The organism is Enterobacter sp. DN, from assembly GCF_046054285.1.
GTDB classification, from domain to species: domain Bacteria; phylum Pseudomonadota; class Gammaproteobacteria; order Enterobacterales; family Enterobacteriaceae; genus Enterobacter; species Enterobacter hormaechei_C.
On sequence record NZ_JBJJTG010000001.1, the window covers coordinates 344,517 to 369,981 of the forward strand.

A 25,465-nucleotide genomic window follows, 5' to 3' on the forward strand; every position below is an offset into this window, starting at 1 on the left:
CTGAAAATGTCATTCAAGTCTGGCACGTTATCCTGCGGATCGCCTTTGCATTATGAGCCGGACTGATTAAGCCGCACGACCAGATAAAGGCACGATTCATCCGTTTCGTTAATAAACCGGCAGTCGTTCGGCGGCCCGAGTTCCAGACAATCTCCGGCCTTCATTTCATGGCGGGTGTCCCCCTCCAGAAAGACCAGTTCACCTGCCTGCAACCAAATCAGCTGTCGCGCCAGCGCATAAGAGGAGGCGGGCATCGGCACATCGCTGCCCGCGGGCAGTTCCACCTGGACGAGGTCAATAGGCATATCGCTGCGCGGCGACACATGACGACGTAAATAGTGGGTTTGCGGATCGCGCCAGACGGGCTGGTTCGCCAGACGTAACAGTTTGCCCTCCTGCATTTCCGCGCGCGCAATGAGCGTAGACATGCTAATACCGAAGGCACCGGATAACCGGGCAAGCAGCGTCGCCGTTGGGCTACTGTCCCCCCGTTCAATCTTATGGATCATGGCGCGTGAAATACCTGCCCGTTCGGCCAGTTCGCTTAATGACCACCCTCGCGACTCGCGTTCAAGGCGTATGCGGGCGCTAATGCGTTGATTCATATTGTCTGTCATTGTGTTCATGACGTCATACTATAGTGTACGGATGGTTTTTCGGGGCAGTTTGGTGACAAAAAAATAGGGATTTTGTCGTAGCGATGCAACCCAAGAACTGTGTAATATTGTGAGTAAATCGTACTACTATAGTGAACAACACAGCCAGAGGTTAACCATGATCGTTCGTCATGCCTGCAAAGAAGATTGTGCCGCTATCGGTGAAATTTATAACCATGCGGTGCTGCACACCGCCGCCATCTGGAACGATACAACAGTCGACACCGATAACCGTATTGCATGGTTTGAGGCGCGCACGCTGTTGGGTTATCCGGTGCTGGTCAGTGAAGAAGAAGGTGTTGTGACGGGATACGCCTCATTTGGCGACTGGCGAGCATTCGACGGTTTTCGCCATACGGTGGAGCACTCGGTTTACGTTCATCCCGATCATCAGGGCAAAGGCATCGGTCGGCTGCTGATGACGGAATTAATCAAGGAAGCCCGCCAGATTGGTAAACATGTGATGGTTGCGGGTATCGAGGCGCAGAACCAGGCGTCGATTCATCTGCACGAAACCCTGGGCTTTGTTACCACCGGTAATATGCCGCAGGTGGGAACCAAATTCGGTCGCTGGCTGGATTTAACCTTTATGCAACTCCAGCTCGATGAGCGCAGCGATCCGGATGCTCTGCCATGAATCAATCGTTAACGCTGGCGTTTCTGGTGGCCGCCGGGATTGGACTGGTGGTGCAAAACACCCTGATGGTGCGCATTACGCAATCCTCTTCCACCATTCTTATCGCCATGCTGCTGAACTCGCTGGTGGGGATTGTGCTGTTTGTCAGCATTTTGCTGGTGAAAAATGGCCTGGCGGGGTTTAGCGAACTGGCGTCAACGGTGCGCTGGTGGACGTTGATCCCCGGCCTGCTGGGGTCATTTTTTGTCTTTGCCAGTATTAGCGGGTATCAGAATGTGGGCGCGGCAACGACCATTGCCGTGCTGGTAGCAAGCCAGCTGATTGGCGGCCTGGTGATGGACATCCTCAAGAGCAACGGTGTCCCCCTGAGGGCGCTGGTTGGCCCGGTCTGCGGCGCAGTGATGCTGGTGGTCGGCGCCTGGCTGGTGGCACGGCGCCAGTTTTAACCCTTACAGGATAGTCCCACCCTGCGTGAGGTGGGCATGGCGCGCCTCCGCCTCTTCTTTATGCTGCTTACCATGATGCGCAATCGCGGTACGCAGGCGCTGCTGCTGGGTATAGCGATCTTCACGGCTGAGCTCTGCATCGTCGCTTAATTCGATCAGCAGTTCGTTCATGTGGGTAATTATGCTCTCTTCGATGGCGGCATCGACGCGGGCGATAACATCGTTTAAATGTGACATTGTCACTCCTTTCCAAATGCCCGGTGGCGCTACGCTTACCGGGCCTACTGGTGGTAACTGTAGGCCGGGTAAGGCATAGCCGCCACCCGGCAAGAATACGATCAGTTCAGCTTCACTTTCGAGAAGTCACTGCCCATCAGACTCACGCTGTACCCGGTCACGTTGCTGCGGGTCGCGTAGAACGTTTTGCCGTTAGCTAACGCAATCCACGGTGCCTGCTGGTAGAAAATCTCCTGTGCCTGGCCATACAGCTTCGCACGTTCGTCCGGGTTGCTGGTCAGTTTGGCCTTTTGCACCAGCTCATCATACCCCTTATCACACCAGCGCGCGGCGTTAGATCCGGTTTTGATGCTGTTACAACCCAGCAGCACATCGGCGAAGTTGTCCGGATCGCCGTTATCAGACATCCAGCCGAACAGCGCGGAATCATGCTCGCCTTTACGCATGCCGGAGAGATATTCCCCCCACTCGTATGAGACGATTTTCGCCTTCACGCCCACTTTCGCCCAGTCAGCCTGGATCATCTCCGCAATGCGTCGCGAGTTCGGGTTGTACGGACGCTGAACCGGCATGGACCAAAGGGTCACTTCCGCGCCCTTATCCAGACCCGCCTGCTTCAGCAGCGCTTTCGCTTTTTCCGGATCGTAGCCGTAATCCTTCAGGTCTTTGTTAAAGCCGAGCATGTTCGGCGGGATCGGCGATTTAGCGACCGTACCAGACCCCATAAAGACCGCGTTAACAATGGCCTTTTTGTCCGTTGCGTAATTCAGAGCCTGGCGCACCAGCACGTTATCAAACGGTTTTTTCTCCGTGTTGAACGCCAGGTACCCCACGTTCAGCGCATCCACCGAGTGCAGGGTCAGGTCTTTGTTTTTCTTGATCGCTTCAAACTGCACCGGCGACGGCGCAGGAATGATCTGACACTCGTTCGTTTGCAGCTTAGCCAGACGCGTCTCAACATTTGGCGTGATGGAGAAGATCAGGTGTTTGGTCGGCACCTCTCCCTCCCAGTAGTTCGGATTGGCGACGTAGCGGATCAGCGAATCCACCTTGTACTGCTGAAGCACATACGGGCCGGTGCCGATTGGCCAGGTATCCACATTTTCAGGCGTACCCTTTTTCAGCATCGCGTCCGCGTACTCGGCAGAGAGGATCGAGGCGAAGTCCATTCCCCAGTCGGCCAGGAACGCCGCGTTGGGTTCACTCAGCGTGAACTGAACGTGATAATCGTCGATCTTTTTCACATCCTGAATGAGCTTGTCGAGGCCCACGTCATTAAAGTATTCGTAATTACCCTGGGAAACATTGTGATAGGGATGCTTAGGGTCTTTCTGACGCATAACGGAGAAAATAACGTCATCAGCGTTAAAATCACGGGTCGGTTTGAAGTATTTATTGCTGTTGAACTTTACCCCTTTACGCAGGGTAAACGTGTATGTTTTGCCGTCTGGCGAAATGGTCCACGACTCGGCCAGAGAAGGCACCGGCGTGTTTTTTACCGGGTCGAAGTTAATCAGACGGTTATACAGCGTTTGCGAGCTGGCGACAAACGAGGGCCCAGAGCTGGCGATCTGCGGGTTAAACGACTCCGGCGCCGCCTCGGAGCAGTAGATAATGGTGTCTTTGTTTGCCGCCCATGCGGCGCTTGCCGGTAGCAGCGCGCTCAGCGCGAGGGCCAGCACGGTTTTCCCTGTAGACATGGTTATTACCCTTTCGGTTTTATTATAGTGAACAGTAATAACAGCACAGACGTTTTGGCCTGACAAATAACGAATCACTATCAGGTTATTCTAAAGCCGTACATTTCGCTGGTTTTAGCATCAGCCCGCAGAAACCGATTTGCCTTAAGGTCCATTATTCGTCAAGCACAACCGTCACGATCAATGCCGCAAGAAATCGTCCCTTTTGCCGTCTCCTCAGCCGTTTGCTTGCTTACCTGATTCGCTAAAGTAATGGCGTGAAAAAGTCTACAGGACCAAATCGTGGCAAAAACACTTTTACGCAGCGGTAATCTGGATGATTTTCAGGCCGTTGGCGGCGGCGGACAGGCCGTTTTTGAATCAGCGCTGCAAATCCGCGAAGCGCTTCGGTTGCGCAAACAACAGGCTATCGTTGATTGCCTGGCCATCCCCCAGGTCAACGACGGCGGCGATCGCGTTGACTGGTACTCCCCGGTTGAGGGAACCGTCTCCAGCTGGAAGGCGGCGGATGAAGATGATCGTTATCGCGCCCTGCGCTATCTGGAAAACACGCTCACCAGCGTGGAGTCGCTGAGTAAAAAATGCCTTCAGTCACCGAAAACGGCGCAGCAACTGTTTGGCTCTCTGCTCTCAAAAGCCTTTCAGTTTCCCGGTGAAAACTTCGTTTTCCTGGTGGATGGCAAACCGGTGATCTGCTTCTGGGGTTTCGTCAACCTTAACGAAAACGCGCGCGACGACGTGCTGGACTGCCTGCGCGAATCGTTGGTCACTGAACCTGAGCCAGTGGTGATTAACGAGCCTGAACCTGAACCGGAGCCAGAACCGGCCCCGGTGGTGACCTTTGAGCAGGCCGACGCGCCGCTTATCACGCCTGTGACTACAGTCCGTATCACCGACGATGAACTGTATACGCCAGAGCCGGTGCGCATGAACGCCGCGCCGCCAGAGCCCGCACCGGCGGCCATACAGAAAAAACGTCGCTCCCCCCTGTGGTTGCTGCCGGTTGCCGCCGTCATTATTGCAGCCATCGCCACCCCGCTGCTCTGGCCAAAACAGGCCCCGATCGCAGCGCCTGTTGCCACACCAGCGCCAGTACCCGTCGCCATTGCTCCGGCCCCCATAAAGACGGTTGAGCCGCTTGAACTGAAACTCCCGCTGCACCAGGCCGAAGTGGTAGAGCCGAAGGTGAAAACGCCTGCCCCGGCAGCCGAACCGGTGGTCATTACCGCGATACCGAAAGATGCGATGGTGATGGAGGCAAACCAGGTCAAAGCGGGGTTAACGCGCTTCCTGAACGGCACCTGGCGCGCGTTTCTCGATGTGCAGGATCCGCTCACCGGCAAACCGCCGTCGCTGCGCTACCAGATCCAGAACAATAAAGGTTTCGCACGGGTCGTGCATGGCGACAACATTGTCTGCCGGGTAGACGTCTTTTCCGGATTACACAGCAACGGCGAGCTGTTGATCAAAACGCGCGGAAACGCTCGTTGCACCGACGGTTCACGCTATCCGATGCCGGAAGTGACCTGTAAGGCAGGTGCCAGCGATGTGGCGGAATGCACCGCACGTTACGATGCCAACACCGTCGTTCCTCTGACGTTCAAGAAAGCAGGTGTTTGATCCTATGCTGGTTAATCTTTGCGACTATAAACAGAGCGTGACGCTGATTGCTAACAGCGGCGTGCAGTTTCTCGATTTTGGCCTGACTCCGCAGGACACCGCCAGCAACGGGCGTTTCGTGCGTAAAACGGCAAATGGCCCGCTGCTGCGTCTGGATTTTGACCTGGTTAACGGCCGGTACACGCTCCCTGCCACCGATGGCGGGCAGCCGGAAGTGGTCAAGCCTGAAAGCACCATTCCACTGCATGACTCCCTGACCGTGCTGGACGGCGTCTGGCTGCCGATCCCTTTCCTGCGCTTTAACCCGCCGCGGACGTTTGTTGAAGGCCCGGATAACTGGGCGCGCGTCCAGGTACGAAAGCTTTCCACGCCTGACGCAGCTGGCAATACGCACCGGGTCACCGTCGCGCTCGACAGCCAGATTGCAGAGCATGCGACGTCTGCCCTGTCGCCGGTTGAAAACGATATCCTGAACGGCACGCGTTTCGCGCTCGCCTGGCGCGACAGTGAGGTTGAGAGTTTCCTCGACCAGACCTGGATTGACGGCTGGCTCCGTGAAGCCTTCACGCAGTTTGCCGACGGGGTTGAAAAACGCTCCGAGCGCGAGCTGCATCAGGCCATGCGCAGCTTTGAATATCAGGCGCACTGGCTCAACCTGCTCTCCATGCTCGGTGAACAACTCACCGTGCCGGAAGTGAAGTTTGTCACCCATACCCTGAGCACCCCTGCTATTCCTGTCGATCTGATCCTTGACGTAGGCAACACCCATACCTGCGGCGTGATTATTGAAGATCATGGTGATGCCAACGACGGCCTGCGCCAGACGGCTGAACTTCAGGTACGATCGCTGAGTGAGCCGCAGTTCCTGAATGAACCGCTGTTTACCAGCCGTCTTGAATTTTCCGAAGCGCGTTTTGGCAAGCAGCACTTCTCGGTGGAGAGCGGCCGGGAGGATGCATTCGTCTGGCCGTCAATTGTCCGCGTGGGTGATGAAGCGCGTAAGCTGGCGATGCAGCGTCTGGGCACGGAAGGCAACAGCGGCATCTCCAGCCCGCGTCGCTATCTGTGGGACGAGACGCCGGTGGTGCAGGACTGGCGCTTTAGCCAGATGAACAGCAAAACTCAGCGCGAACCGCTGGCAACCGCGTTTCCGCTGATGAACCTGATGAACGACGACGGGGAACCGCTCTTTACGCTGCCGCAGGATGAACGCCTGCCGGTATTCTCTCCGCAGTACAGCCGCAGCACCCTGATGACGCACATGCTCTGCGAGCTGCTGGCTCAGGCGCTTGGCCAGATTAACAGCGTGGCCACCCGCCTGCGGCTCGGCTTCCCAGCCTCTCCCCGCCAGCTGCGGACGCTGATCCTCACCCTGCCTTCGGCGATGCCGAAACAGGAGCGCGAGATTTTCCGTCGCCGCATGTTTGAAGCTATCGCCATCGTCTGGAAAGCGATGGGCTGGCACCCGCAGGATGAAGATTTTGCCAGCCGCAAGCAGCAGGAAAAAAGCGTAGTGCCGGTCCCTGAGATCCAGATGGAGTGGGACGAGGCCAGCTGCGGCCAGCTGGTGTGGCTATATAACGAAGCCATTTCCCATTTCGGCGGTCAGACCGAGGCCTTTTTCGCCTCCCTCGCCCGTCCGGATCGCGCGCCTGAGCCTGACGTCCAGCCGGGGCGTGCGCTGCGCGTGGCCTCGATTGATATCGGCGGCGGCACTACGGATATGGCTATCACGCACTATCAGTTAGATGATGGTTCCGGGAATAACGTCAAAATCACCCCACAGCTGCTGTTCCGCGAAGGGTTTAAGGTCGCTGGCGACGACACGCTGCTGGACGTGATCCAGCGCTACGTTCTGCCCGCCCTGCAAACCCAGCTTCAGAAATCCGGCATAGCCGATGCCTCCCAGCTGATGGCATCCCTGTTCGGTGACTCCGGGCGGATCGATACCCAGGCGGTCCTGCGCCAGCAGACGGCGCTTCAGCTCTTTATGCCGATCGGTCACGCGATCCTGGCGGCGTGGGAATCGAGCGATGTTGACGATCCGCTGGTCGGGCTGCATGCCACCTTTGGCGATCTGCTTGCGCAAAAACCGACGCGCAACGTGATGAATTATCTCCAGCAGGCGATCGACCATGCGTTGCCTGCCGGCTCAGAACACTTTGATCTGTTCAGCGTACCGCTGCACGTCAGCTTCCGGGAGATGCGGGACGCCATGCTGGCGGGTCAGTTCACGCTTGCCGCCCCGCTTCATGCGGTATGTGAGGCGATCTCTCATTACAGCTGCGATATCCTGCTTATCACGGGACGGCCGGGCTGTCTGCCGGGCGTTCAGGCCTTGATTCGCCACCTGCAACCGGTGCCTGTCAACCGCATCGTCTGGCTGGATAAATACCAGGTTCATGAATGGTATCCGTTCAGCCAGCAGGGACGGATCGGCAACCCGAAATCCACCGCTGCGGTGGGAGCGATGCTCTGTAGCCTGGCGCTGGATCTTCGTCTGCCGCGCTTTAACTTTAAAGCAGCGGATATTGGCGCGTACTCTACGGTGCGCTATCTGGGCGTGCTGGATAACACGATCAATACCCTGCGGGACGAGAACGTCTGGTATCACGATATTGACCTCGATAAACCCGGCGCGAAACTGGACGCCCGTCTGCACTTCCCGCTGCGCGGCAACGTTACGCTCGGCTTCCGGCAGCTGGCCAATGCCCGCTGGCCCGCGACGCCGCTCTATACCCTGAGCATCAACTCAGCCGAGCTGGCGAAAGCCATTGCGGGCGACGGGGTACTGAACGTGCGCCTGAAGCTGCGTGGCGGCACTAAGCAGGAAGGCCCGGAATCTTTCGAGCTGAGCGACGCCTGGCTACAGGACGGCACGCCCGTGCCGCCGGACGCCCTGACCTTTAAACTGAACACTCTGGCCGATCGCCGACACAGCGGCAGCCACTACTGGATCGACAGCGGGAGCGTATACCTCAAATGACTGCGACGACTGCCACCACTCAGGCCTTAATCGGGTGGATCAACGAGACGCGACAGCACGCCCCGATGCTGGATAACGAAGCCGACGCCCTGCTTGCCCGCCTTAACGCAGTAAGCGCGCGTGAAGAGGCGCTCGATCGCGCCCTTGTCAGCCAGGGCAGTATCGGCTTATATGGCCACTCGCAGGCCGCGAAAGCGCACCTGCTGGCTGCTCTTTGCGGCAGCGGGGACGAACGGCTGAACGTTACGCCGGGTCAACGCACGTTTGATTACTTCTCGCATATTAACCCCGGGCATGCACCGACCAACATGGCCGTGCGTTTCAGCAGAGCGTCCCGCGAGGTCGCAGACGACGCGTTTCCCCTGCGCCTGCGCCTGGTAACGGAGGCCGAGCTGGTGCAGCTGTTTATCGCGCGCACCACGCTGGATCCTCAGATCCGCGCGGTGGATAAATCGATAATTGAAGCCCGGCTTGAGAAGTGGCGGGCGCTGCGTCAACCGCAGAGCGTGCCGGGAATGACGGCGCGGGAAGTCGCGACCATTGCCCGGTTCTGGCAAAGCGTAGTACCCGGCGCTAAGCAGCATATTGATGATGCCCTGTGGCACCAGTTTGCCCTGCTGGTTCCGTCGCTTGATCTCAGCACCCGCGCCAGCGTCTGGTCTCTGCTGTGGGGTGAGCAGCAGGAGTTAACCCAGCAGTGGCTTAAATTCGCCCAGGTGCTGCATCAAACCAGCCATGCCAGCGCGCTTGCGGCGCCGTTGAGTCTGCTGGTGGACAGCTTTGGTCTGCCCTGCGAAGGCTTCCTTACGCACGGGGCGTTTACCCTGCCGGAAGCACAGGAAACACTGCTTCATCCGGTAAAAAACGGCGAGCTGCTTAACGCCATTAGCCTGCCCGTCGATGTACTGGCATCTCTGACCCGCGAAGTGGTGCTGCCCGTTGAGAACTGCGTGCTGGATAACGTTGACGTCATTGATATTCCTGCCATTTCTGAGGAAAACACGCCGCTGATGATGCAGGCAAAATGTCTGTGGTTGCTGGAGCATTATCGGCAGCACATTCAGCCGGATGTCCTGGTTATCTGTAATGCGACGGCGCACCACCAGCAGACCGCAAAAACGGCCAGGCTCCTGCAAAACTGGATCAAAGAGACTCAGCCGGTTGAAGAATCCGCATTGCCGGGGCTGGTCTGGGCCATTACCCCTCATGATGCGCGGTTTACCACAAAGCAGAATCTGGACGAAGCGGTGCAGCAATTGCTGGGCCAGCCGGGTCTGCGCTGGGGCACGCTTCAGGCGCTCGATACCCACAGCATGCAGCGGGTGATTGAGTGGCTGTCGCAGGCTACCCTGCCGGCACAGCGCCAGAAGCGTCTCCGCGCGCTGAAAAGGCTGTTACAAGAGTCACTGTCGACGCTGATGCGCCCATATGTCGCCCCTCTCACCCAGGAACCAGGCGCAGGGCGGGCACAGGCCGAAAAAATGGTCCGAACGCTGCAAGGCAGTGCCGCTCGTCATGGTGAATTGCTTGAGGGGCTTCTGCCGCCGTTAAACGCATTTGAGACGCTGCTGACCGTTCACCAGCCTCGTGAGGAACAGGTCAACGGCCTGTTTAACGATGTTATCGATCTGTTTGCGGAAGAGACGCAGGAAAATCCAGGCGCGTTGCAGACCAAGGATAAGGCGCGGCTGGCCCATAACGTGTGGGTTAACCATCTTCGTCAGTGGAGTCGCAACGACGCGGCGGCTGCCCGTCTGGGCCTGGACGCAGAGGCATTACAGCAGATTGCGGATGTGCTGATCGTTACCAGCTACCGGCTGGATCTGCCGCTGCAACTGCAACGCATTGCAGAAAAAGATAAAAGCAGTGCCGCGCAGCTGCATGCCGCGACAGGCAATTTCATTAGCTGGCTTGGCTATGAAATGACGCCCGTTTCTGAACGGCCTGCAAGCCGGATCCGCAAAGGTCAGCCAATTTTTGTGACGCCAGTTGTGAGCAGCGCTTCACCCCGTCTTACCCGACTTGGCGAGCAGCCTGTCCATGCGGCGACAGCCTATGTTTATGACTGGCTGGTTGCGCTCTACACCCGCGCGATTGAAAACGTGGATTATCAGTGCCCGTATGACGTTCAGCCTGCTGCGCGGAAAGCCTTGTCTGCCCTGCTGTCTTAATCATTGCAGCCCGCAGCAATGCGGGCTACCCCTTCATGAGCCGTTTATGAAGCCAGACAAAGCCTGAGCCAACGCTGACGGGTTTTCCCAGGACATTGAATGGCCCGCATCAGGGATAATTTTTACAGCAACGCCGTTTTGTTGCAGGCGATTAAAATCGTCATCAGGCAGGGATCGCTCACCAAAAACTAACATTACCGGGCAGCTCAATGACAAGAACAGGTGTTCCCAGTCAGGTTTAACGCCCTCGACCAGGCTTGTTGCGCCGCGCCAGACGGCCCAGGGGGCATTGCTTTGAAGGCTTCCAGCCCACGGCGACGTTTCCGCCCGCAGCATGTCATCATAGCCCTGTTCCAGAAAATGTTGTTCCGTTTGGGCCGCAATTGCTCGGCTGAACATCCCGCCACCCGCATGAAAATTGGGTTCAGACACTATCAGGCCCTTAACGCGCGACGTTAACAGCGTTGCCGTTTCGATCGCGATACTCCCCCCCATGCTATGACCATACAGCCAGAGACTATCCAGGCCGAGATGGTTTAACAGTTCAACCACCACCTGCGCCTGTTCACTCGTGCGATAACGGTAGTTGTCAGGTTTATCACTGTAGCCGCTACCGGGAAGATCGATCAGAATGGCTCTGCGCCCCCCGAAACGGGTATCACAGACAATACGAGGATATTCATATGACGATGCGCAGCCCAACCCGTGGATAAACACAACCGGGTCACCGAAACCGGGAAGATCTTGCCAGCGCACAGTGCAGCCTGCTTGCTGCGAATAGAAACTGTTCATAAGCACTCCATGTATGACGGACTGTATATTTATACAGCCTCAATGTATGGAATGCTATGGCTGGATGCCGATTCTGGAAGCGTGCTTCAGAAAAGAGAGATCAACAGGGCAACAGGAAAGCTCATCGGCCAGGTGGAACCCACCAGGAATGCGCTCAACAGGCGAATACGTTTACGATCTTTAGACAGGAACCAGGTGATTAATGCGCAGATGGAGGCCATGATTGCGTAGAACACCAACATCTTTTGATACAACGTCATTCTGTTTACCTGAGCCGAAAAATAACCGCACGCAATATGCGTCATATGTTGACACAGATCAAGTTTTTTCGTTACATCATAACCACTTAAATACTAAGGATAATAACAACTGAGTACCTTGTGTAACAACGCCGGATAAAGCAAAACGGTTATTATTGATAAGATGCATATTAAATGCACTTTTTGATAAATCCATCCCCTCAGAAAGCAGTTTAATACCAGCAGGCTTTTAAGGGAGGAAACATGCTACGCATTCCGCAGAGTTGCATTCACACCCGTTCCACGCCTTTCTGGAACAAAGAAACGGCCCCCGCCGGCATTTTTAAACGTCACCTTGATACGGGCACGCGTCCGGGCGTTTACCCTCGCCTGTCGGTGATGCGTGGCGCAGTGCGTTATCTGGGCTATGCTGATGAATTTACCTCTGAGCCTGACAGCGAGCTCGTCATTGAAGCGGGTCGTTTCGGCGTTTTCCCGCCAGAGAGATGGCACCACATTGAGGTGATGACCGACGACACCCTGTTCAATATTGAATTCTTTGTTGAACCTGAGGTGCTTAAGTCCCTTTAAGCGCCCGCCAACATGAAGGAAACTATGATGTTACGTATTCCTGAAAACTTTGTTCATACCCGCTCGACGCCGTTCTGGAATAAAGAGACCGCCCCAAAAGCGCTTTTTACCCATCACAACACCAAAGCCGGCGTGTACGGTCGGTTATCCGTCATGCAGGGTGCAGTGCGTTACTTTGGCTTTGCCGATGGCGACGCCACCGAACCCGATCTGGAAGTGGTCATTGAGGCCTGTTCTTTTGGCATCTCCCCACCACAAAAATGGCACCGCATTGAGCTACTGACCGACGACACCTATTTTAATATCGACTTTTTCGCGGATCCTGCCGTCACGCTCAGCGGTGCGGGCATCGGTAAAGTGGTCAACACGCATAAGGAGTAAATAATGGGTAAGGCTACCTATACCGTGACCGTCACCAACAACAGCAACGGCGTGTCGGTGGATTATGAAACACAAGCGCCAATGGAGCTGTTGATCCCGGACGTCGCGGCAGATGTCGTGAAGGATCTGGTGAACACCGTTCGCGCCTACGATACGGAAAATGAACACGAGGTCTGTGGCTGGTAAGCTGAATCGCCCGGCACTGCGCCGGGCATGAGGGTTTAGTGTTTGATCATTACATGCCGGACTACCGTGTAATCCTCAAGTCCGTAGACCGACATATCTTTGCCATAACCGGATAACTTCATCCCGCCGTGCGGCATTTCGCTCACCAGCATAAAATGGGTATTGACCCAGGTGCAGCCATACTGCAACCGTGCGCTGAGGCGATGGGCGCGTCCGACGTCTTTTGTCCAGACGGACGAGGCCAGGCCGTATTGCGAATCGTTAGCCCAGTTCAGCACCTGCGCTTCATCCTCAAATTCTGTCACGCTGACCACCGGGCCAAACACTTCTCGCTGGACGATCGCATCTTCCTGCTTCGCCCCGGCCAGCAGCGTAGGCTGGAAGTAATATCCTGCCCCCTCTCTTTTACTGCCACCGGTGACGACGCGGATATGTCCAAGGGTTTTGGCTTCGTCCACGGCAGCACAAACGCGGGAAAGATGCGCTGCGGAGCTGAGCGGGCCCAGCTCGGTTGACGCATCGTCCGGCGCGCCCATTTTCAGGCTGGCAACGGCTGCGCCCAGCTTTTCGACCAGCGCGGGGTAAATCCCCTTCTGGGCATAGATACGACAGGCTGCGGTACAATCCTGACCAGCATTGTAGAAACCAAACGTACGCACGCCTTCAACCACGGCATCCAAATCTGCATCGTCAAAGACAATGACCGGGGCTTTTCCGCCCAATTCCATATGGGTACGTTTAACTGAAGATGCGGTATGCCCGATAATATGTTCTCCGGTAGCAATAGAGCCGGTGAGAGAAACCATACGGACTTTTTCGTGGCCGGTCAGCGGATCTCCTACGGTTTTTCCGCGACCAAATAGCACGTTCAGCACGCCTGGCGGGAAGATATCTTTCGCCAGTTCCGCCAGCTTCAGCGCCGTCAACGGGGTAATTTCAGACGGCTTGATGACGACACAGTTTCCCGCCGCCAGCGCGGGCGCCAGCTTCCACGCCGCCATCATCAGAGGGTAGTTCCAGGGCGCAATAGAGGCGACAACGCCAACCGGGTCGCGGCGGATCATTGAGGTATGTCCTTGGAGGTATTCTCCGGCAGCCAGCCCGTTCAGGCAGCGGGCGGCCCCGGCAAAGAAGCGAAACACATCGACCACGGCCGGGATCTCATCCCCCTGAACACAGTGCAGCGGTTTCCCGCAGTTAAGGGACTCCACTTTTGCGAACGCGTCAGCGTTGGCTTCTATCACATCAGCCAGTTTCAACAGACATTCGGCGCGCGTTTTCGGCGTCGTTTGTCCCCACTCTGTGAACGCGCGATCGGCAGCCTGGACGGCAGCGTCCACCTGTGCTGCCGACGCTTCAGCCATCTCCAGCAGCACTTCACCCGTGGCAGGATTGTAAACCGCCTGCTTCTCACCTTCGCCGGTCACCAGTTCACCATTAATCAGCAATTGATTTTGCATAGCATCGTCCTGTTGAAATCGACATTGTTTTCGCTGTCAGCACACGTTCTGGCGGGCAAAAACGTGACAATGTCACGTTACCAATCCGCGCTCCCTTACTAAAGGTAGACCGCGCGTCATGTCGCTTCAGGAATTTTCATCAAGGTGTGACTGGGTGCAGCATCATTTCGCGGATTAACCCCGCCAGCTGGACGACCGCCTGCTCCTCCCGCTCGCCCCAGCCCCATGAGGTATTGAAACGGAAAAACGGTGTCCAGATATTGGAGGTGGAAAACATCTTGCCGGGCGCAATGCTGATTTGATGGGTTAACGCCTTCTCACTCAACCGCCCCGCATCCAGCTGTTCAGGCAGTTCAAGCCATAAAAAGTAGCCGCTGTCGTTATGATGGATTTTGACGCCGGCAGGCATATGACGCAAAAGCGATTGCCAGGCCTGCTGTTTGCGTTCAGCAAGCGTGCGTCGCAGGCGACGAAGGTGGGCGTCGTAACGTTTGGTCGCCAGGTAATCCACCAGCGCCAGTTGCATGGGAGAGCTGGTGGACAACGTACTCATCAGCTGCAACTGCTGAATACGGCGCGCATGTTTTCCCGCCGCCACCCAGCCAATACGGAAACCGGCCACCAGACACTTGGAGAATGAGGAGCAGTGCAACGTCATATCCTGCTTATCCCAGGCCTTTGCCGGAAGCGGCTTTTCGCGGCCAAAGTAGAGTTCGCTGTAAACATCGTCTTCAATCAGCGTGACGTTATGCCGGGTGAGTAAGGCCACCAGCTGAGCTTTCTTCTCTGCACTCAGCGTGAAGCCGAGCGGGTTCTGACTGTTGGTCATCAACCAGCAGGCTTTCACCGGATAATCATTTAACGCCTGCTCAAGGGCACTGAGATCGATGCCCTCACGCACGTCAGTGGCAACCGACAGCGCTTTCAGTTTCAGACGTTCAAGCGCCTGGAGTGCGCCATAAAAACAGGGGTTTTCAACGATAACCCAGTCCCCTGGTTCAGTCACAGCCTGCAAACTGAGGTTGAGCGCCTCAAGCGCGCCCGCGGTGATCACAATTTCATCCGGGGAGATATTCATTCCCTGCTGAGCGTAGCGACGGGCAATGGCATGACGTAAGTCGACGTTACCCGGCGGCAGGTTTTCAATCACGCTCATGGCGGTAGCCGTTTTGCTGACGTTAGCCAGCGATCGGTTGAGTTGCTGAAGCGGGAAAAGGCGCGGATCGGGAAACGCCGAGGCAAAAGGGACAACGGAGGGGTCGCGGCTGGCCTGTAGCACGTCGAAAATATAGGTGTTGATGTCGACCACTTCATCGCGCATCACCTGCGCGGGCGGTGCAGGCTGGTGTGTGGTCGGGCGGGCGGCAACGTAATAGCCTGACTGCGGTCTGGCAACAATGCGCCCCTGACTTTCCAGCATCTGATACGCGTGGCCCACGGTCATAAAACTCATGCCGCTGCTTGCCACCTGCTCTCGCAGAGAAGGCAGCTTATCGCCCGGCAACCATACGCCAAGCTCAATCTGCGAGATAATTTGTTGCGCCAGACGCTGGTATTTTTTCATCAGATTCTCCTTATTGCTGACAGTGTATATCAGCAGGAGAAAAAGAGAAGATTTTGCTAACTGTTATAGGAAACGCGGCAGATTACTTGCGGTACTCTGTAATGTGATTCTGAGCAGAACGCGCTGCGGCCAGGTGGTCGAGCGTGATCATCGACGATTTGCAGAAAATGCATTTCGCGCCGAACGGATTTTTGTCAGACACATCAAAAGCTGAGGTGCGGTACTGCGAGCCATGACAGCATGGGCAGCGGAAATGGATATAAGAAGTCATAGGATTCTCCTTTGAACGTAAAAACGTAAATTACTCATGAGCCGATCAGGCAATAAATGGTTCGATACAAAACTAATCGGAATGTAGATAAAGACCCAAGAGAGGCTGCGGAGAGGCACAACGTGATGAGAACTGCTTTATAAAACTACGTCAGATATTTATTTGGATTCAAAACCAGAAATCCATTAACGCATGTTGCTGGCGACAAAGCAAGCTGTTTAATGCGTAAAAATCATAAAAAGAAACTTTTTATTCTTCCTTGTTACCTATATCAGCCAGATAAAGTTCAGCTTTTCCCACAACTGTTATAGATAAATTATCGATTTCTGCTTCTGATATCTCACTTGCCGCCTCTCTATCATAACAGTACACCGTTTAACATTGAGGCAGTGCATGTTTGGTCCAGATGCGTTTCATCTTGCGCGAATACAGTTCGCCTTTACCGTATCCTTTCATATTATTTTTCCGGCGATAACCATTGGCCTGGCGAGCTATCTCGCCGTGCTGGAAGGGCTGTGGTTGAAAACAAAAAATCCCGTCTGGCGCTCGCTGTACCATTTCTGGTCGAAGATCTTCGCCGTCAACTTTGGGATGGGCGTGGTCTCCGGCCTGGTGATGGCTTATCAGTTTGGCACTAACTGGAGTGGGTTTTCGCAGTTCGCGGGCAGTATTACCGGCCCCCTGCTGACCTATGAAGTGCTTACCGCGTTCTTCCTTGAGGCGGGGTTCCTCGGGGTAATGTTGTTTGGCTGGAATAAGGTCGGGCCGGGGCTGCACTTCTTTTCGACCTGCATGGTCGCACTGGGGACCCTCATGTCTACGTTCTGGATCCTCTCGTCAAACAGCTGGATGCAGACACCGCAAGGGTATGAAATCATCAACGGTCAGGTCGTTCCGGTGGACTGGTTTGCCGTGGTGTTTAACCCCTCCTTCCCTTACCGCCTGCTGCACATGTCGATAGCGGCATTTCTCAGCAGCGCGCTGTTTGTCGGTGCTTCCGCGGCCTGGCATTTGCTGCGCGGAAACAATACGCCCGCTATTCGCACCATGTTTTCCATGGCGTTGTGGATGACGTTGATCGTGGCCCCAGTCCAGGCGCTGGTGGGGGATATGCACGGGCTTAACACCTTAAAACACCAGCCAGCGAAAATAGCCGCCATAGAAGGCCACTGGGAGAATCCGCCGGGTGAGCCTACCCCACTGCTGCTATTTGGCTGGCCGGATATGGAGCAGGAACGGACCCGTTTTGGCCTGGAAATTCCCGCTCTCGGCAGCCTGATCCTGACCCACAGTCTCGATAAACAGGTTCCGGCATTGAAGGAGTTCCCAAAAGAAGATCGCCCGAACGCCACCATTGTCTTCTGGTCTTTCCGCATCATGGCCGGCCTGGGAATGTTGATGCTGCTCCTGGGCGTGACGGCAATCTGGCTGCGTTATAAACAGCGCCTTTATACCTCACGTTCCTTCCTGTGGTTTGCCCTGCTGATGGGGCCGTCCGGGCTGATCGCGATCCTCGCCGGATGGGTAACAACGGAGGTCGGCCGCCAGCCCTGGGTCGTCTATGGTCTACAGCGTACGAAGGATGCGGTTTCCGCGCATGGCGATCTGCACATGAGCGTCAGTTTGCTGGCCTTCTTCGTGGTTTATACCGCGGTATTCGGCGTGGGTTACAGCTATATGGTGCGTCTGATTAAAAAAGGGCCGCAGCCCCATGAATCCTTCGCGACTGAATCCGATGGCCGTCCTGCTCGTCCGCTTTCTGCCGTCACCACTGAATTTAAGGAGTAACCGTAATGGGTATCGATCTTTCCATTATCTGGTTCGTGATTATCGTTTTCGCCACGTTGATGTATATCGTGATGGACGGTTTTGATTTGGGGATAGGCATCCTGTTTCCGGCAACGCCGAATGCGGACGACCGCGACGTGATGGTCAATAGCGTGGCTCCCGTCTGGGATGGCAACGAAACCTGGCTGGTGCTTGGCGGAGCGGCCCTTTTTGGCGCCTTTCCTCTCGCCTATGCGGTTATCATCGACGCGCTAACCATTCCACTGACAATAATGCTGATCGGGCTTATATTTCGTGGCGTCGCCTTCGAATTTCGCTTCAAGGCCACTCCGGCGCACCGTCCGTTCTGGGATAAGGCCTTTATTGGCGGATCAATTGTGGCGACCTTCAGCCAGGGCATCACCGTCGGCGCGGTCATTCAGGGGTTCAGCGTCACCGGTCGCGCTTACAGCGGTGGTCCGTTTGACTGGTTTACCGCGTTCAATTTTTTCTGCGGGGCGGGTCTTGTGGTGGCTTACGCGCTGTTAGGATCAACGTGGCTGGTAATGAAAAGCGAAAATGCCCTGCAACAGCGGATGCGTCAGGTATCGAAAGTGCTTCTGCTCCTGCTTCTGGTATTCATTGCAGTAATCAGTATCTGGACCCCTCTCGCCCAACCAGCTATTGCTGCGCGCTGGTTTACGCTGCCGAATCTGTTTTATCTGCTGCCCGTTCCTGCGCTGGTTGCGATCCTGAGTCTGTGCCAGTGGCGCTGCCTGAACGATCCTGCGAGCCATACTCTGCCGTTTATCATGACGTTAGGGCTGGTTTTTCTTGGGTTTAGCGGGCTTGGGATCAGCATCTGGCCGCATATTATCCCGCCGGACATTACCCTGTGGCAGGCCGCTGCGCCAGTCCAAAGCCAGGGCTTTATGTTAGTGGGTGCACTGTTGATCATTCCCGTGATTCTGGTCTACACCTTCTGGAGTTATTACGTTTTTCGCGGAAAAGTACAGCATGGGGAGGGTTATCACTGATGCAACAACCTGTATGGAAACGTTTGATGTGGCTTGCCATCATCTGGGGCGGCAGCGTTCTGGCGCTGGCCTGCGTAAGTATGCTCTTTAAAATGCTGATGGCCGCAGCCGGATTTAAATCGCACTAACTCACTGACCGGGTGCGCCGCCGCCCGGTCCCTTCCCGCACTTTCAGATAAACCCCATTAACACCCAGGAGGGTATGGTTACACTGAAAAAATATTTACGGTATTGATAGTTTGAGAAAAAAAATGAAAAAGCTCGCGGCAGTAAGTTTAATCAGCCTCGCACTGGCTGGATGCGTTAATCCTGGTAAAGCCTCCGTTCAGACCGAACAGCTAGAGAATCATCGTTTCGTTCTGGAGAATGTGGATGGCAAAGCGGTTAAAGGCGGGAAAACCCAGCCTGAAATTCGCTTCAGTGCGCAACCCAATATCAGCCTGATTAACAACATTGTCGTCTCCGGCACAATGTGCAACGGCTTCAACGGCCAGGGGAAACTGTCCGAAGGAGAGTTGACGGTCAAAACGCTGGCAATGACGCGGAAACTCTGCACCGAGCCGCAGCTAAATGAACTGGATCAGACCATCGCCGATATGCTACGCACAGGGGCACAGGTAGACCTGACCGAAGACCAGTTAACCCTGGCGACAGCCAATAAAACATTGATGTTTAAGCGAGTTGAATAACTCAGTAGCTTCCGCACGAACCTACGGCAAGCGACTGCTCACTACAGCGTTTGCCATTTGGCAATGCGCACATGCCGATGGCGGAGCCATCGAGCTGACGGGCAACGGAGAGTGAACCGCCGATCATTGCGCAGTTGGCCTGACCTGAACTGGACATAGCCGCCCGCATACCTGGCGTAACGTGTGCCGCTGTCGCCTGCTGTACAGGTTCATTGCTGCATGCCGACAACAGTAACGCGGCACATCCGACCCAAAATGCTGAACGCATACCTTCCTCCCCATAATTAACGCGAAACCTATGCATAATAGGCATCACGCGCCGCATCGTCGAGAGCGGATGTGCGTATTTATGCGCCCTGGTAACAATTTCTCGCAATTTTTTAACGCGAGTAGCCATCGAGTCATTGATACAGCGCATACCAAGGACACAAAAGCGAAAATCGTAAAACCTGAGCTTTGCTAAAATACACAGATAATATTCAGGGTCTGTCGTCGTTTTTCAGGCCCCTCTTTTTGCGCAATGTAAGGGTGTTGTCCTATGCAAACTATTGACGGCAATGGTGCAGTCGCGTCTGTTGCGTTTCGTACCAGCGAAGTGATCGCCATCTACCCCATCACTCCCAGCTCCACGATGGCTGAACAGGCTGACGCCTGGGCTGGTAATGGGATAAAAAACGTCTGGGGCGATGTCCCGCGGGTTGTAGAGATGCAGTCCGAAGCCGGTGCCATTGCCACCGTGCATGGTGCGTTGCAGACCGGTGCCCTGTCGACCTCGTTCACGTCGTCTCAGGGGCTGCTGTTGATGATCCCCACGCTTTACAAGCTGGCAGGGCAATTAACGCCGTTTGTGTTGCACGTTGCCGCACGCACCGTAGCCACTCACGCTCTCTCTATTTTTGGCGACCACTCAGATGTGATGGCCGTGCGTCAGACCGGCTGCGCTATGCTCTGCGCCAGCAGCGTGCAGGAAGCGCAGGACTTCGCGCTGATTTCGCATATCGCCACGCTGAAAAGCCGAGTGCCATTTATTCATTTCTTCGATGGTTTCCGTACGTCCCACGAGATCAATAAAATCGTTCCGCTGCCGGACGACACCATTCTGAATCTGCTGCCGCAGGCTGACATCGATGCGCATCGCGCTCGCGGCCTCAATCCGGAACATCCGGTGATCCGGGGTACCTCTGCGAACCCGGATACCTATTTCCAGTCCCGCGAGGCGACAAACCCGTGGTACAACGCGGTCTATGAGCACGTTGAACAGGCGATGGACGATTTTGCCGCTGCGACGGGCCGCGCATATAAGCCGTTTGAATATTACGGTCATCCGCAGGCCGAGCGCGTGATCGTCCTGATGGGCTCTGCCATCGGCACCTGTGAAGAGGTGGTTGATGAGCTATTGACGCGTGGTGAAAAAGTTGGCGTGCTCAAAGTTCGCCTCTACCGTCCCTTCTCAGCGAAACACCTGCTCGCAGCCCTGCCGGACAGCGCGCGTGCAGTGGCGGTACTGGACCGCACCAAAGAGCCTGGCGCACAGGCTGAGCCACTTTATCTGGATGTGATGACCGCTCTGGCTGAGGCGTTTAACCGCGGTGAGCGCGAAACGCTGCCGCGCGTCATTGGCGGGCGTTATGGATTGTCTTCCAAAGAGTTCGGACCGGAGTGCGTCCTGGCGGTATTTGCTGAACTCCGCGAGGCAAAACCGAAGCCGCGCTTTACGGTCGGCATTTATGATGACGTGACTAACCTTTCTCTGCCCTTGCCGGAAAACACCCTGCCCTCGAATGCGAAACTGGAAGCGCTGTTCTACGGTCTGGGTAGCGACGGCAGCGTCTCGGCGACCAAGAACAACATCAAAATTATCGGCAACTCTACGCCGTGGTATGCGCAAGGATATTTCGTCTACGACTCCAAAAAAGCGGGCGGACTGACCGTCTCCCATCTGCGCGTCAGCGAACACCCGATCCGCTCGGCATACCTGATTTCTCAGGCGGATTTTGTTGGCTGTCACCAGCTCCAGTTCATTGATAAATATCAGATGGCCGAGCGCCTGAAGCCCGGCGGTATTTTCCTGATCAACACCCCTTACAGCGCCGGCGAGGTCTGGGCACGCCTGCCCCAGGAAGTGCAGGCGGTGCTTAACCAGAAACAGGCGCGCCTGTATGTCATTAACGCCGCGAAGATCGCCCGCGAATGCGGCCTGGCGGCGCGCATCAATACGGTTATGCAGATGGCGTTCTTCCACCTGACCAATATTCTGCCGGGCGACAGCGCGCTGATGGAGCTTCAGGGTGCAATCGCCAAAAGCTACAGCAGCAAAGGTCAGGAACTGGTTGAGCGCAACTGGCAGGCGCTGGCGCTGGCCCGCGAATCGCTGTTCGCGGTGCCGATGCAGCCGGTCAATGCCAGCAGTCCGAACCGGCCGCCAGTGGTGTCTGACGCCGCCCCGGATTTCGTCAAAACCGTCACGGCGGCGATGCTTGCCGGACTGGGCGACACCCTTCCCGTCTCTGCGCTTCCGCCTGACGGCACCTGGCCGATGGGCACGACCCGCTGGGAAAAACGCAACATTGCCGAAGCGATCCCTATCTGGAAAGAAGAGCTGTGCACCCAGTGCAACCACTGCGTGGCGGCCTGCCCGCACTCGGCCATTCGCGCCAAAGTGGTGTCGCCAGAAGCGTTAGATGGCGCGCCGGAAAGTTTGCACTCGCTGGATGTAAAATCCCGCGATATGCGTGGTCAGAAATATGTCCTACAGGTGGCGCCGGAAGACTGTACCGGCTGTAACCTGTGCGTCGAGGTGTGCCCGGCGAAAGATCGTCAGGACCCGTCAATCAAAGCCATCAATATGATGTCGCGTCTTGAACATGTTGAAGAAGAGAAAGTGAATTATGATTTCTTCCTCGACCTGCCTGAAATCGATCGCAACAAGCTGGAACGCATTGACATTCGTACCTCGCAGCTCATCACCCCGCTCTTCGAGTACTCCGGGGCGTGCTCCGGCTGCGGCGAAACACCGTATATCAAACTGCTCACTCAGCTTTACGGTGACCGAATGCTGATTGCCAACGCGACGGGCTGCTCGTCGATCTACGGGGGTAACCTGCCGTCTACGCCATACACCACCGACGCGAACGGTCGCGGCCCGGCGTGGGCAAACTCGCTTTTTGAGGACAACGCAGAATTTGGTCTGGGATTCCGTCTGACGGTCGATCAGCACCGCGCCCGCGTAATGCGTCTGCTGGCACACTTTGCCGATAAGATCCCGGCAGAACTGAATGATGCCCTGCATGCGGAGGCCACACCTGACGTTCGTCGCGCGCAGGTTGCTGAACTGCGCAACGCGCTTCAGGGTGTTGAAGGGGCTGAACAACTCCTGACTGATGCTGACGCGCTGGTTGAAAAATCTGTCTGGCTGATCGGCGGCGACGGGTGGGCCTACGATATTGGTTTCGGCGGTCTTGATCATGTCCTGAGCCTGACCGAAAACGTCAATATTCTGGTGCTTGATACTCAGTGCTATTCCAACACCGGCGGACAGGCCTCGAAAGCAACGCCATTGGGAGCGGTCACGAAATTTGGTGAGCACGGCAAGCGCAAGGCGCGTAAAGATTTGGGCGTCAGCATGATGATGTATGGACACGTCTACGTCGCGCAGATTTCGCTGGGGGCGCAGCTCAACCAGACGGTGAAAGCCATTCAGGAAGCGGAAGCGTATCCAGGGCCGTCGCTGATTATCGCCTACAGTCCGTGTGAGGAGCATGGCTACGATCTGGCGCTCAGCCACGACCAGATGCGTCAGCTCACCGCAACCGGCTTCTGGCCACTGTACCGCTTCGACCCGCGCCGTGCCGATGAAGGGAAATTGCCGCTGGCGCTGGATTCGCGTCCGCCGTCAGACGCCCTTGCCGAAACCTTACTTCAGGAGCAGCGTTTCCGCAGGCTGAACGCTCAACAGCCAGAAGTGGCAGAGCAGCTATGGAAGGATGCGGCAGCGGATCTACAGAAGCGTTATGACTTCCTGGCGCAACTGGCGGGGAAAGCCGAAAAATCGACCAGTGAATAACTTTATGCCCGGCTTGTCCGGGCATTTTTTTGCCAAAAAAAGCCCGATGCACGTGCACCGGGCGAATCCAGAAGATCGGTGAAAATTGCCTCAATGTTCTGAACAATATTCACGTGAATTATGGATGAAAAAATCTTAAAGGCATATAACGGCGTGGAGGTTACCTTGTTTTCCACGTAATTAATAATTTTTATTTTGTATTGATTATAATAATTCATTCATGGCATCAATCGTTATTTCTACCGCATCATTTAGTTTAGATTTTACTTAACCCGTAACAATTATATTTTATTCATCCGCCGTCAGAGTGATTTAGCATGGGACAGCTTTCCAGCCCGGAAAGTTCACGAAGTAATAAAAAAATAACTGCAAAGGAATAATCAAAATGCAAAGAAAAGTACTGGCACTGATGATCCCCGCTTTGTTAATGGCTGGCGCCGCTCACGCAGCTGAAATTTATAATAAAGACGGCAATAAACTGGATCTGTATGGCAAAGTAGATGGTCTGCATTATTTCTCTGACGACGCGTCTAAAGATGGCGATCAAACCTATATGCGACTGGGCTTCAAAGGTGAAACCCAAATCAACGACATGATGACCGGCTTCGCACAATGGGAATACAACATTCAGGCAAACAACACCGAAGGTTCTGACAATCAGTCCTGGACGCGTCTGGCCTTCGCCGGTGTGAAGGTGGGCGATTACGGCTCCTTCGATTACGGCCGTAACTATGGCGTCCTGTACGACGTTGAAGGTTGGACCGATATGCTGCCAGAATTTGGTGGCGACTCTTATACTTATGCCGATAACTTTATGACCGGTCGTGCAAACGGCGTGGCTACCTACCGTAACACCGACTTCTTTGGTCTGGTGCAGGGACTGAACTTCGCGGTGCAGTATCAGGGTAATAATGAAGGTAATAACTGCGACGAGAATTTCTGCTCTACCAATGAAGGGACCAACAACGGTCGTGATACACGTCATGAAAATGGTGACGGTTACGGTATATCCGCAACCTACGATTTCGGCATGGGCTTCAGCGCAGGTGCGGCATATACTTCATCTGACCGTACCAACGATCAGGTAAATTACACTACTGCGGGCGGCGATACTGCGGATGCATGGACCGCAGGTCTGAAATACGATGCCAACAACATTTATCTGGCGGCAATGTATTCCGAAACCCGCAATATGACGCCGTACGGCGACAATGCAGATGCGGTGGCAAACAAAACCCAGAACTTCGAAGTCACCGCACAATATCAGTTCGATTTCGGTCTGCGTCCGGCTATTTCCTATTTACAGTCCAAAGGTAAAGACCTGGGCAATGGCCAGGACGATAAAGATCTGGTGAAATACGCTGACGTCGGTGCTACCTACTATTTCAACAAAAACATGTCCACCTATGTTGATTATAAAATCAACCTGCTGGATGAAGATGATTCGTTCTACAAAAACAATGGCATCGGTACGGATGACATTGTAGCGTTAGGTCTGGTTTACCAGTTCTAATCCCGTTAGCCCGCAGCGATCTGCGGGCTAATTTTTATCGCTGTTTCGCCTGTTCTTTGCGGAAAGAGAGATAGCCAAATACTCCGCTGTCGCCATCCATAGGGTGATTAACTCCATCCATTACCACCACTTCCGGGAAGTCGAATGGCGTGACATTTTCCAGACAGGCGACATTCACACCATATTCATTGGGATTGGAACGTCGTTGATGGAACGTGTAAATACCGCAAATCGAACAGAAGAAATGGCGCGCCGTGCCGGTGTTGAAACGGTACTCTGTGAGCGTGTCCGCGCCCTGCGTCACCTTAATGCCCGTCAAAGGCGCTGAAACCACTACCGCCCCACGCATCCTGCAAAACGAGCAGCTACATCGACGAGCGGTATTCAGGCCGTCCGACAGCTCAACCGTAAATTTCACCGCCCCACAATGACACTGTGCATGACGAATGTCAGCCATCG

The 25,465-nt window shown here is 55.3% G+C and carries 24 protein-coding genes; 14 read left to right on the forward strand and 10 right to left on the reverse strand.

Annotated features, from left to right (window positions below; genetic code table 11):
* Positions 1-50: 50 nt before the first annotated feature.
* Positions 51-626 carry a helix-turn-helix domain-containing protein gene (locus ACJTMZ_RS01585; RefSeq protein WP_017382277.1) on the reverse strand — a complete coding sequence of 192 codons (576 nt, stop codon included), beginning with the start codon at positions 624-626 and terminating at the stop codon, positions 51-53.
* Between the two features lie 148 nt (positions 627-774).
* Here ACJTMZ_RS01585 and ACJTMZ_RS01590 point away from each other — a divergent pair, with 148 nt between their 5' ends.
* Together ACJTMZ_RS01590 and ACJTMZ_RS01595 are read left to right on the forward strand one after the other, a co-directional pair.
* Positions 775-1,293 (forward strand): GNAT family N-acetyltransferase, encoded by a 519-nt coding sequence (locus ACJTMZ_RS01590; RefSeq protein ID WP_015570449.1) that lies wholly within the window; start codon positions 775-777, stop codon positions 1,291-1,293.
* Positions 1,290-1,739 carry a DMT family transporter gene (locus tag ACJTMZ_RS01595; RefSeq protein WP_015570448.1) on the forward strand — a complete coding sequence of 150 codons (450 nt, stop codon included), beginning with the start codon at positions 1,290-1,292 and terminating at the stop codon, positions 1,737-1,739. Before ACJTMZ_RS01590 ends, ACJTMZ_RS01595 begins: the two co-directional genes overlap by 4 nt.
* 3 nt (positions 1,740-1,742) lie before the next feature.
* Here ACJTMZ_RS01595 and ACJTMZ_RS01600 read toward each other — a convergent pair whose 3' ends face one another.
* Together ACJTMZ_RS01600 and ACJTMZ_RS01605 are read right to left on the reverse strand one after the other, a co-directional pair.
* Entirely contained in the window at positions 1,743-1,976 is a 234-nt protein-coding gene (locus ACJTMZ_RS01600) for a YdcY family protein (protein ID WP_017382275.1), read from the reverse strand.
* Between the two features lie 101 nt (positions 1,977-2,077).
* Complete coding sequence (locus ACJTMZ_RS01605) at positions 2,078-3,676, reverse strand: ABC transporter substrate-binding protein (RefSeq protein ID WP_252010612.1); 1,599 nt, start codon at positions 3,674-3,676, stop codon at positions 2,078-2,080.
* A gap of 282 nt (positions 3,677-3,958) precedes the next feature.
* Between ACJTMZ_RS01605 and ACJTMZ_RS01610 the strand changes: the two genes are divergently transcribed.
* From ACJTMZ_RS01610 to ACJTMZ_RS01620, 3 genes are read left to right on the forward strand one after another with little or no spacing between them, the layout of a single operon-like run.
* Positions 3,959-5,296 carry an SrfA family protein gene (locus ACJTMZ_RS01610; RefSeq protein WP_017693366.1) on the forward strand — a complete coding sequence of 446 codons (1,338 nt, stop codon included), beginning with the start codon at positions 3,959-3,961 and terminating at the stop codon, positions 5,294-5,296.
* A 4-nt stretch (positions 5,297-5,300) separates the two neighbouring features.
* Positions 5,301-8,282: a virulence factor SrfB gene (locus tag ACJTMZ_RS01615; protein ID WP_252010614.1), complete on the forward strand. Its 2,982-nt coding sequence runs from the start codon at positions 5,301-5,303 to the stop codon at positions 8,280-8,282.
* On the forward strand, positions 8,279-10,453 hold the full coding sequence (locus tag ACJTMZ_RS01620) for a virulence factor SrfC family protein (protein ID WP_252010615.1): 2,175 nt from the start codon (positions 8,279-8,281) through the stop codon (positions 10,451-10,453). Before ACJTMZ_RS01615 ends, ACJTMZ_RS01620 begins: the two co-directional genes overlap by 4 nt.
* Before the next feature lie 33 nt (positions 10,454-10,486).
* Here ACJTMZ_RS01620 and ACJTMZ_RS01625 read toward each other — a convergent pair whose 3' ends face one another.
* Both ACJTMZ_RS01625 and ACJTMZ_RS01630 read right to left on the reverse strand, forming a co-directional pair.
* Positions 10,487-11,245 carry an alpha/beta fold hydrolase gene (locus ACJTMZ_RS01625; RefSeq protein ID WP_047728438.1) on the reverse strand — a complete coding sequence of 253 codons (759 nt, stop codon included), beginning with the start codon at positions 11,243-11,245 and terminating at the stop codon, positions 10,487-10,489.
* 86 nt (positions 11,246-11,331) lie between these two features.
* Positions 11,332-11,505: a GhoT/OrtT family toxin gene (locus ACJTMZ_RS01630; protein ID WP_003856960.1), complete on the reverse strand. Its 174-nt coding sequence runs from the start codon at positions 11,503-11,505 to the stop codon at positions 11,332-11,334.
* Between the two features lie 243 nt (positions 11,506-11,748).
* Between ACJTMZ_RS01630 and ACJTMZ_RS01635 the strand changes: the two genes are divergently transcribed.
* The 3 genes from ACJTMZ_RS01635 to ACJTMZ_RS01645 are packed head-to-tail and all read left to right on the forward strand — an operon-like array spanning position 11,749 to position 12,642.
* A complete protein-coding gene (locus ACJTMZ_RS01635; protein WP_023303799.1) occupies positions 11,749-12,075 on the forward strand; it encodes a DUF1971 domain-containing protein in 327 nt (108 codons plus the stop codon).
* A 27-nt stretch (positions 12,076-12,102) separates the two neighbouring features.
* Positions 12,103-12,456, forward strand: coding sequence for a DUF1971 domain-containing protein (locus ACJTMZ_RS01640; protein ID WP_080345945.1), 354 nt, complete (start codon positions 12,103-12,105; stop codon positions 12,454-12,456).
* A 3-nt stretch (positions 12,457-12,459) separates the two neighbouring features.
* Complete coding sequence (locus ACJTMZ_RS01645; RefSeq protein WP_014070439.1) at positions 12,460-12,642, forward strand: DUF1869 domain-containing protein; 183 nt, start codon at positions 12,460-12,462, stop codon at positions 12,640-12,642.
* 35 nt (positions 12,643-12,677) lie between these two features.
* Here the strand turns inward: ACJTMZ_RS01645 and patD are convergent, their stop codons facing one another.
* The 3 genes from patD to ACJTMZ_RS01660 form a co-directional block, all read right to left on the reverse strand.
* Positions 12,678-14,102, reverse strand: a complete 1,425-nt coding sequence (gene patD, locus ACJTMZ_RS01650; RefSeq protein ID WP_196357310.1) for an aminobutyraldehyde dehydrogenase — start codon at positions 14,100-14,102, stop codon at positions 12,678-12,680.
* Between the two features lie 139 nt (positions 14,103-14,241).
* Entirely contained in the window at positions 14,242-15,666 is a 1,425-nt protein-coding gene (locus tag ACJTMZ_RS01655) for a PLP-dependent aminotransferase family protein (RefSeq protein ID WP_017693361.1), read from the reverse strand.
* An 82-nt stretch (positions 15,667-15,748) separates the two neighbouring features.
* The gene (locus ACJTMZ_RS01660; RefSeq protein ID WP_017693360.1) at positions 15,749-15,937 is read right to left on the reverse strand and encodes a hypothetical protein; all 189 of its coding nucleotides are present in this window, start codon (positions 15,935-15,937) and stop codon (positions 15,749-15,751) included.
* Between the two features lie 393 nt (positions 15,938-16,330).
* On the opposite strand from ACJTMZ_RS01660, the gene ACJTMZ_RS01665 reads away from it, so the two are divergent.
* The 4 genes from ACJTMZ_RS01665 (at position 16,331) to hslJ (ending at position 19,430) form a co-directional block, all read left to right on the forward strand.
* Positions 16,331-17,725: a cytochrome ubiquinol oxidase subunit I gene (locus ACJTMZ_RS01665; RefSeq protein ID WP_032103603.1), complete on the forward strand. Its 1,395-nt coding sequence runs from the start codon at positions 16,331-16,333 to the stop codon at positions 17,723-17,725.
* Positions 17,726-17,730: 5 nt separating this feature from the next.
* Positions 17,731-18,741, forward strand: a complete 1,011-nt coding sequence (cydB, locus tag ACJTMZ_RS01670) for a cytochrome d ubiquinol oxidase subunit II (protein WP_252010617.1) — start codon at positions 17,731-17,733, stop codon at positions 18,739-18,741.
* Complete coding sequence (locus ACJTMZ_RS01675) at positions 18,741-18,869, forward strand: DUF2474 domain-containing protein (RefSeq protein ID WP_017693358.1); 129 nt, start codon at positions 18,741-18,743, stop codon at positions 18,867-18,869. The genes cydB and ACJTMZ_RS01675 overlap by 1 nt, the downstream gene beginning before the upstream one ends.
* Positions 18,870-18,992: 123 nt before the next feature.
* Positions 18,993-19,430 (forward strand): heat shock protein HslJ, encoded by a 438-nt coding sequence (gene hslJ / locus ACJTMZ_RS01680; RefSeq protein WP_015570436.1) that lies wholly within the window; start codon positions 18,993-18,995, stop codon positions 19,428-19,430.
* 1 nt (position 19,431) lies between these two features.
* Here the strand turns inward: hslJ and ACJTMZ_RS01685 are convergent, their stop codons facing one another.
* Positions 19,432-19,698 carry a DUF333 domain-containing protein gene (locus ACJTMZ_RS01685; RefSeq protein ID WP_003856935.1) on the reverse strand — a complete coding sequence of 89 codons (267 nt, stop codon included), beginning with the start codon at positions 19,696-19,698 and terminating at the stop codon, positions 19,432-19,434.
* A gap of 270 nt (positions 19,699-19,968) precedes the next feature.
* Here ACJTMZ_RS01685 and nifJ point away from each other — a divergent pair, with 270 nt between their 5' ends.
* Both nifJ and ompC read left to right on the forward strand, forming a co-directional pair.
* Positions 19,969-23,493: a pyruvate:ferredoxin (flavodoxin) oxidoreductase gene (gene nifJ, locus ACJTMZ_RS01690; protein WP_252010618.1), complete on the forward strand. Its 3,525-nt coding sequence runs from the start codon at positions 19,969-19,971 to the stop codon at positions 23,491-23,493.
* A gap of 385 nt (positions 23,494-23,878) precedes the next feature.
* On the forward strand, positions 23,879-25,006 hold the full coding sequence (ompC, locus tag ACJTMZ_RS01695) for a porin OmpC (RefSeq protein WP_017382260.1): 1,128 nt from the start codon (positions 23,879-23,881) through the stop codon (positions 25,004-25,006).
* Between the two features lie 34 nt (positions 25,007-25,040).
* On the opposite strand, the gene ACJTMZ_RS01700 is transcribed toward ompC, so the two are convergent.
* Entirely contained in the window at positions 25,041-25,463 is a 423-nt protein-coding gene (locus ACJTMZ_RS01700; RefSeq protein ID WP_032669728.1) for a GFA family protein, read from the reverse strand.
* Positions 25,464-25,465 lie beyond the last annotated feature (2 nt).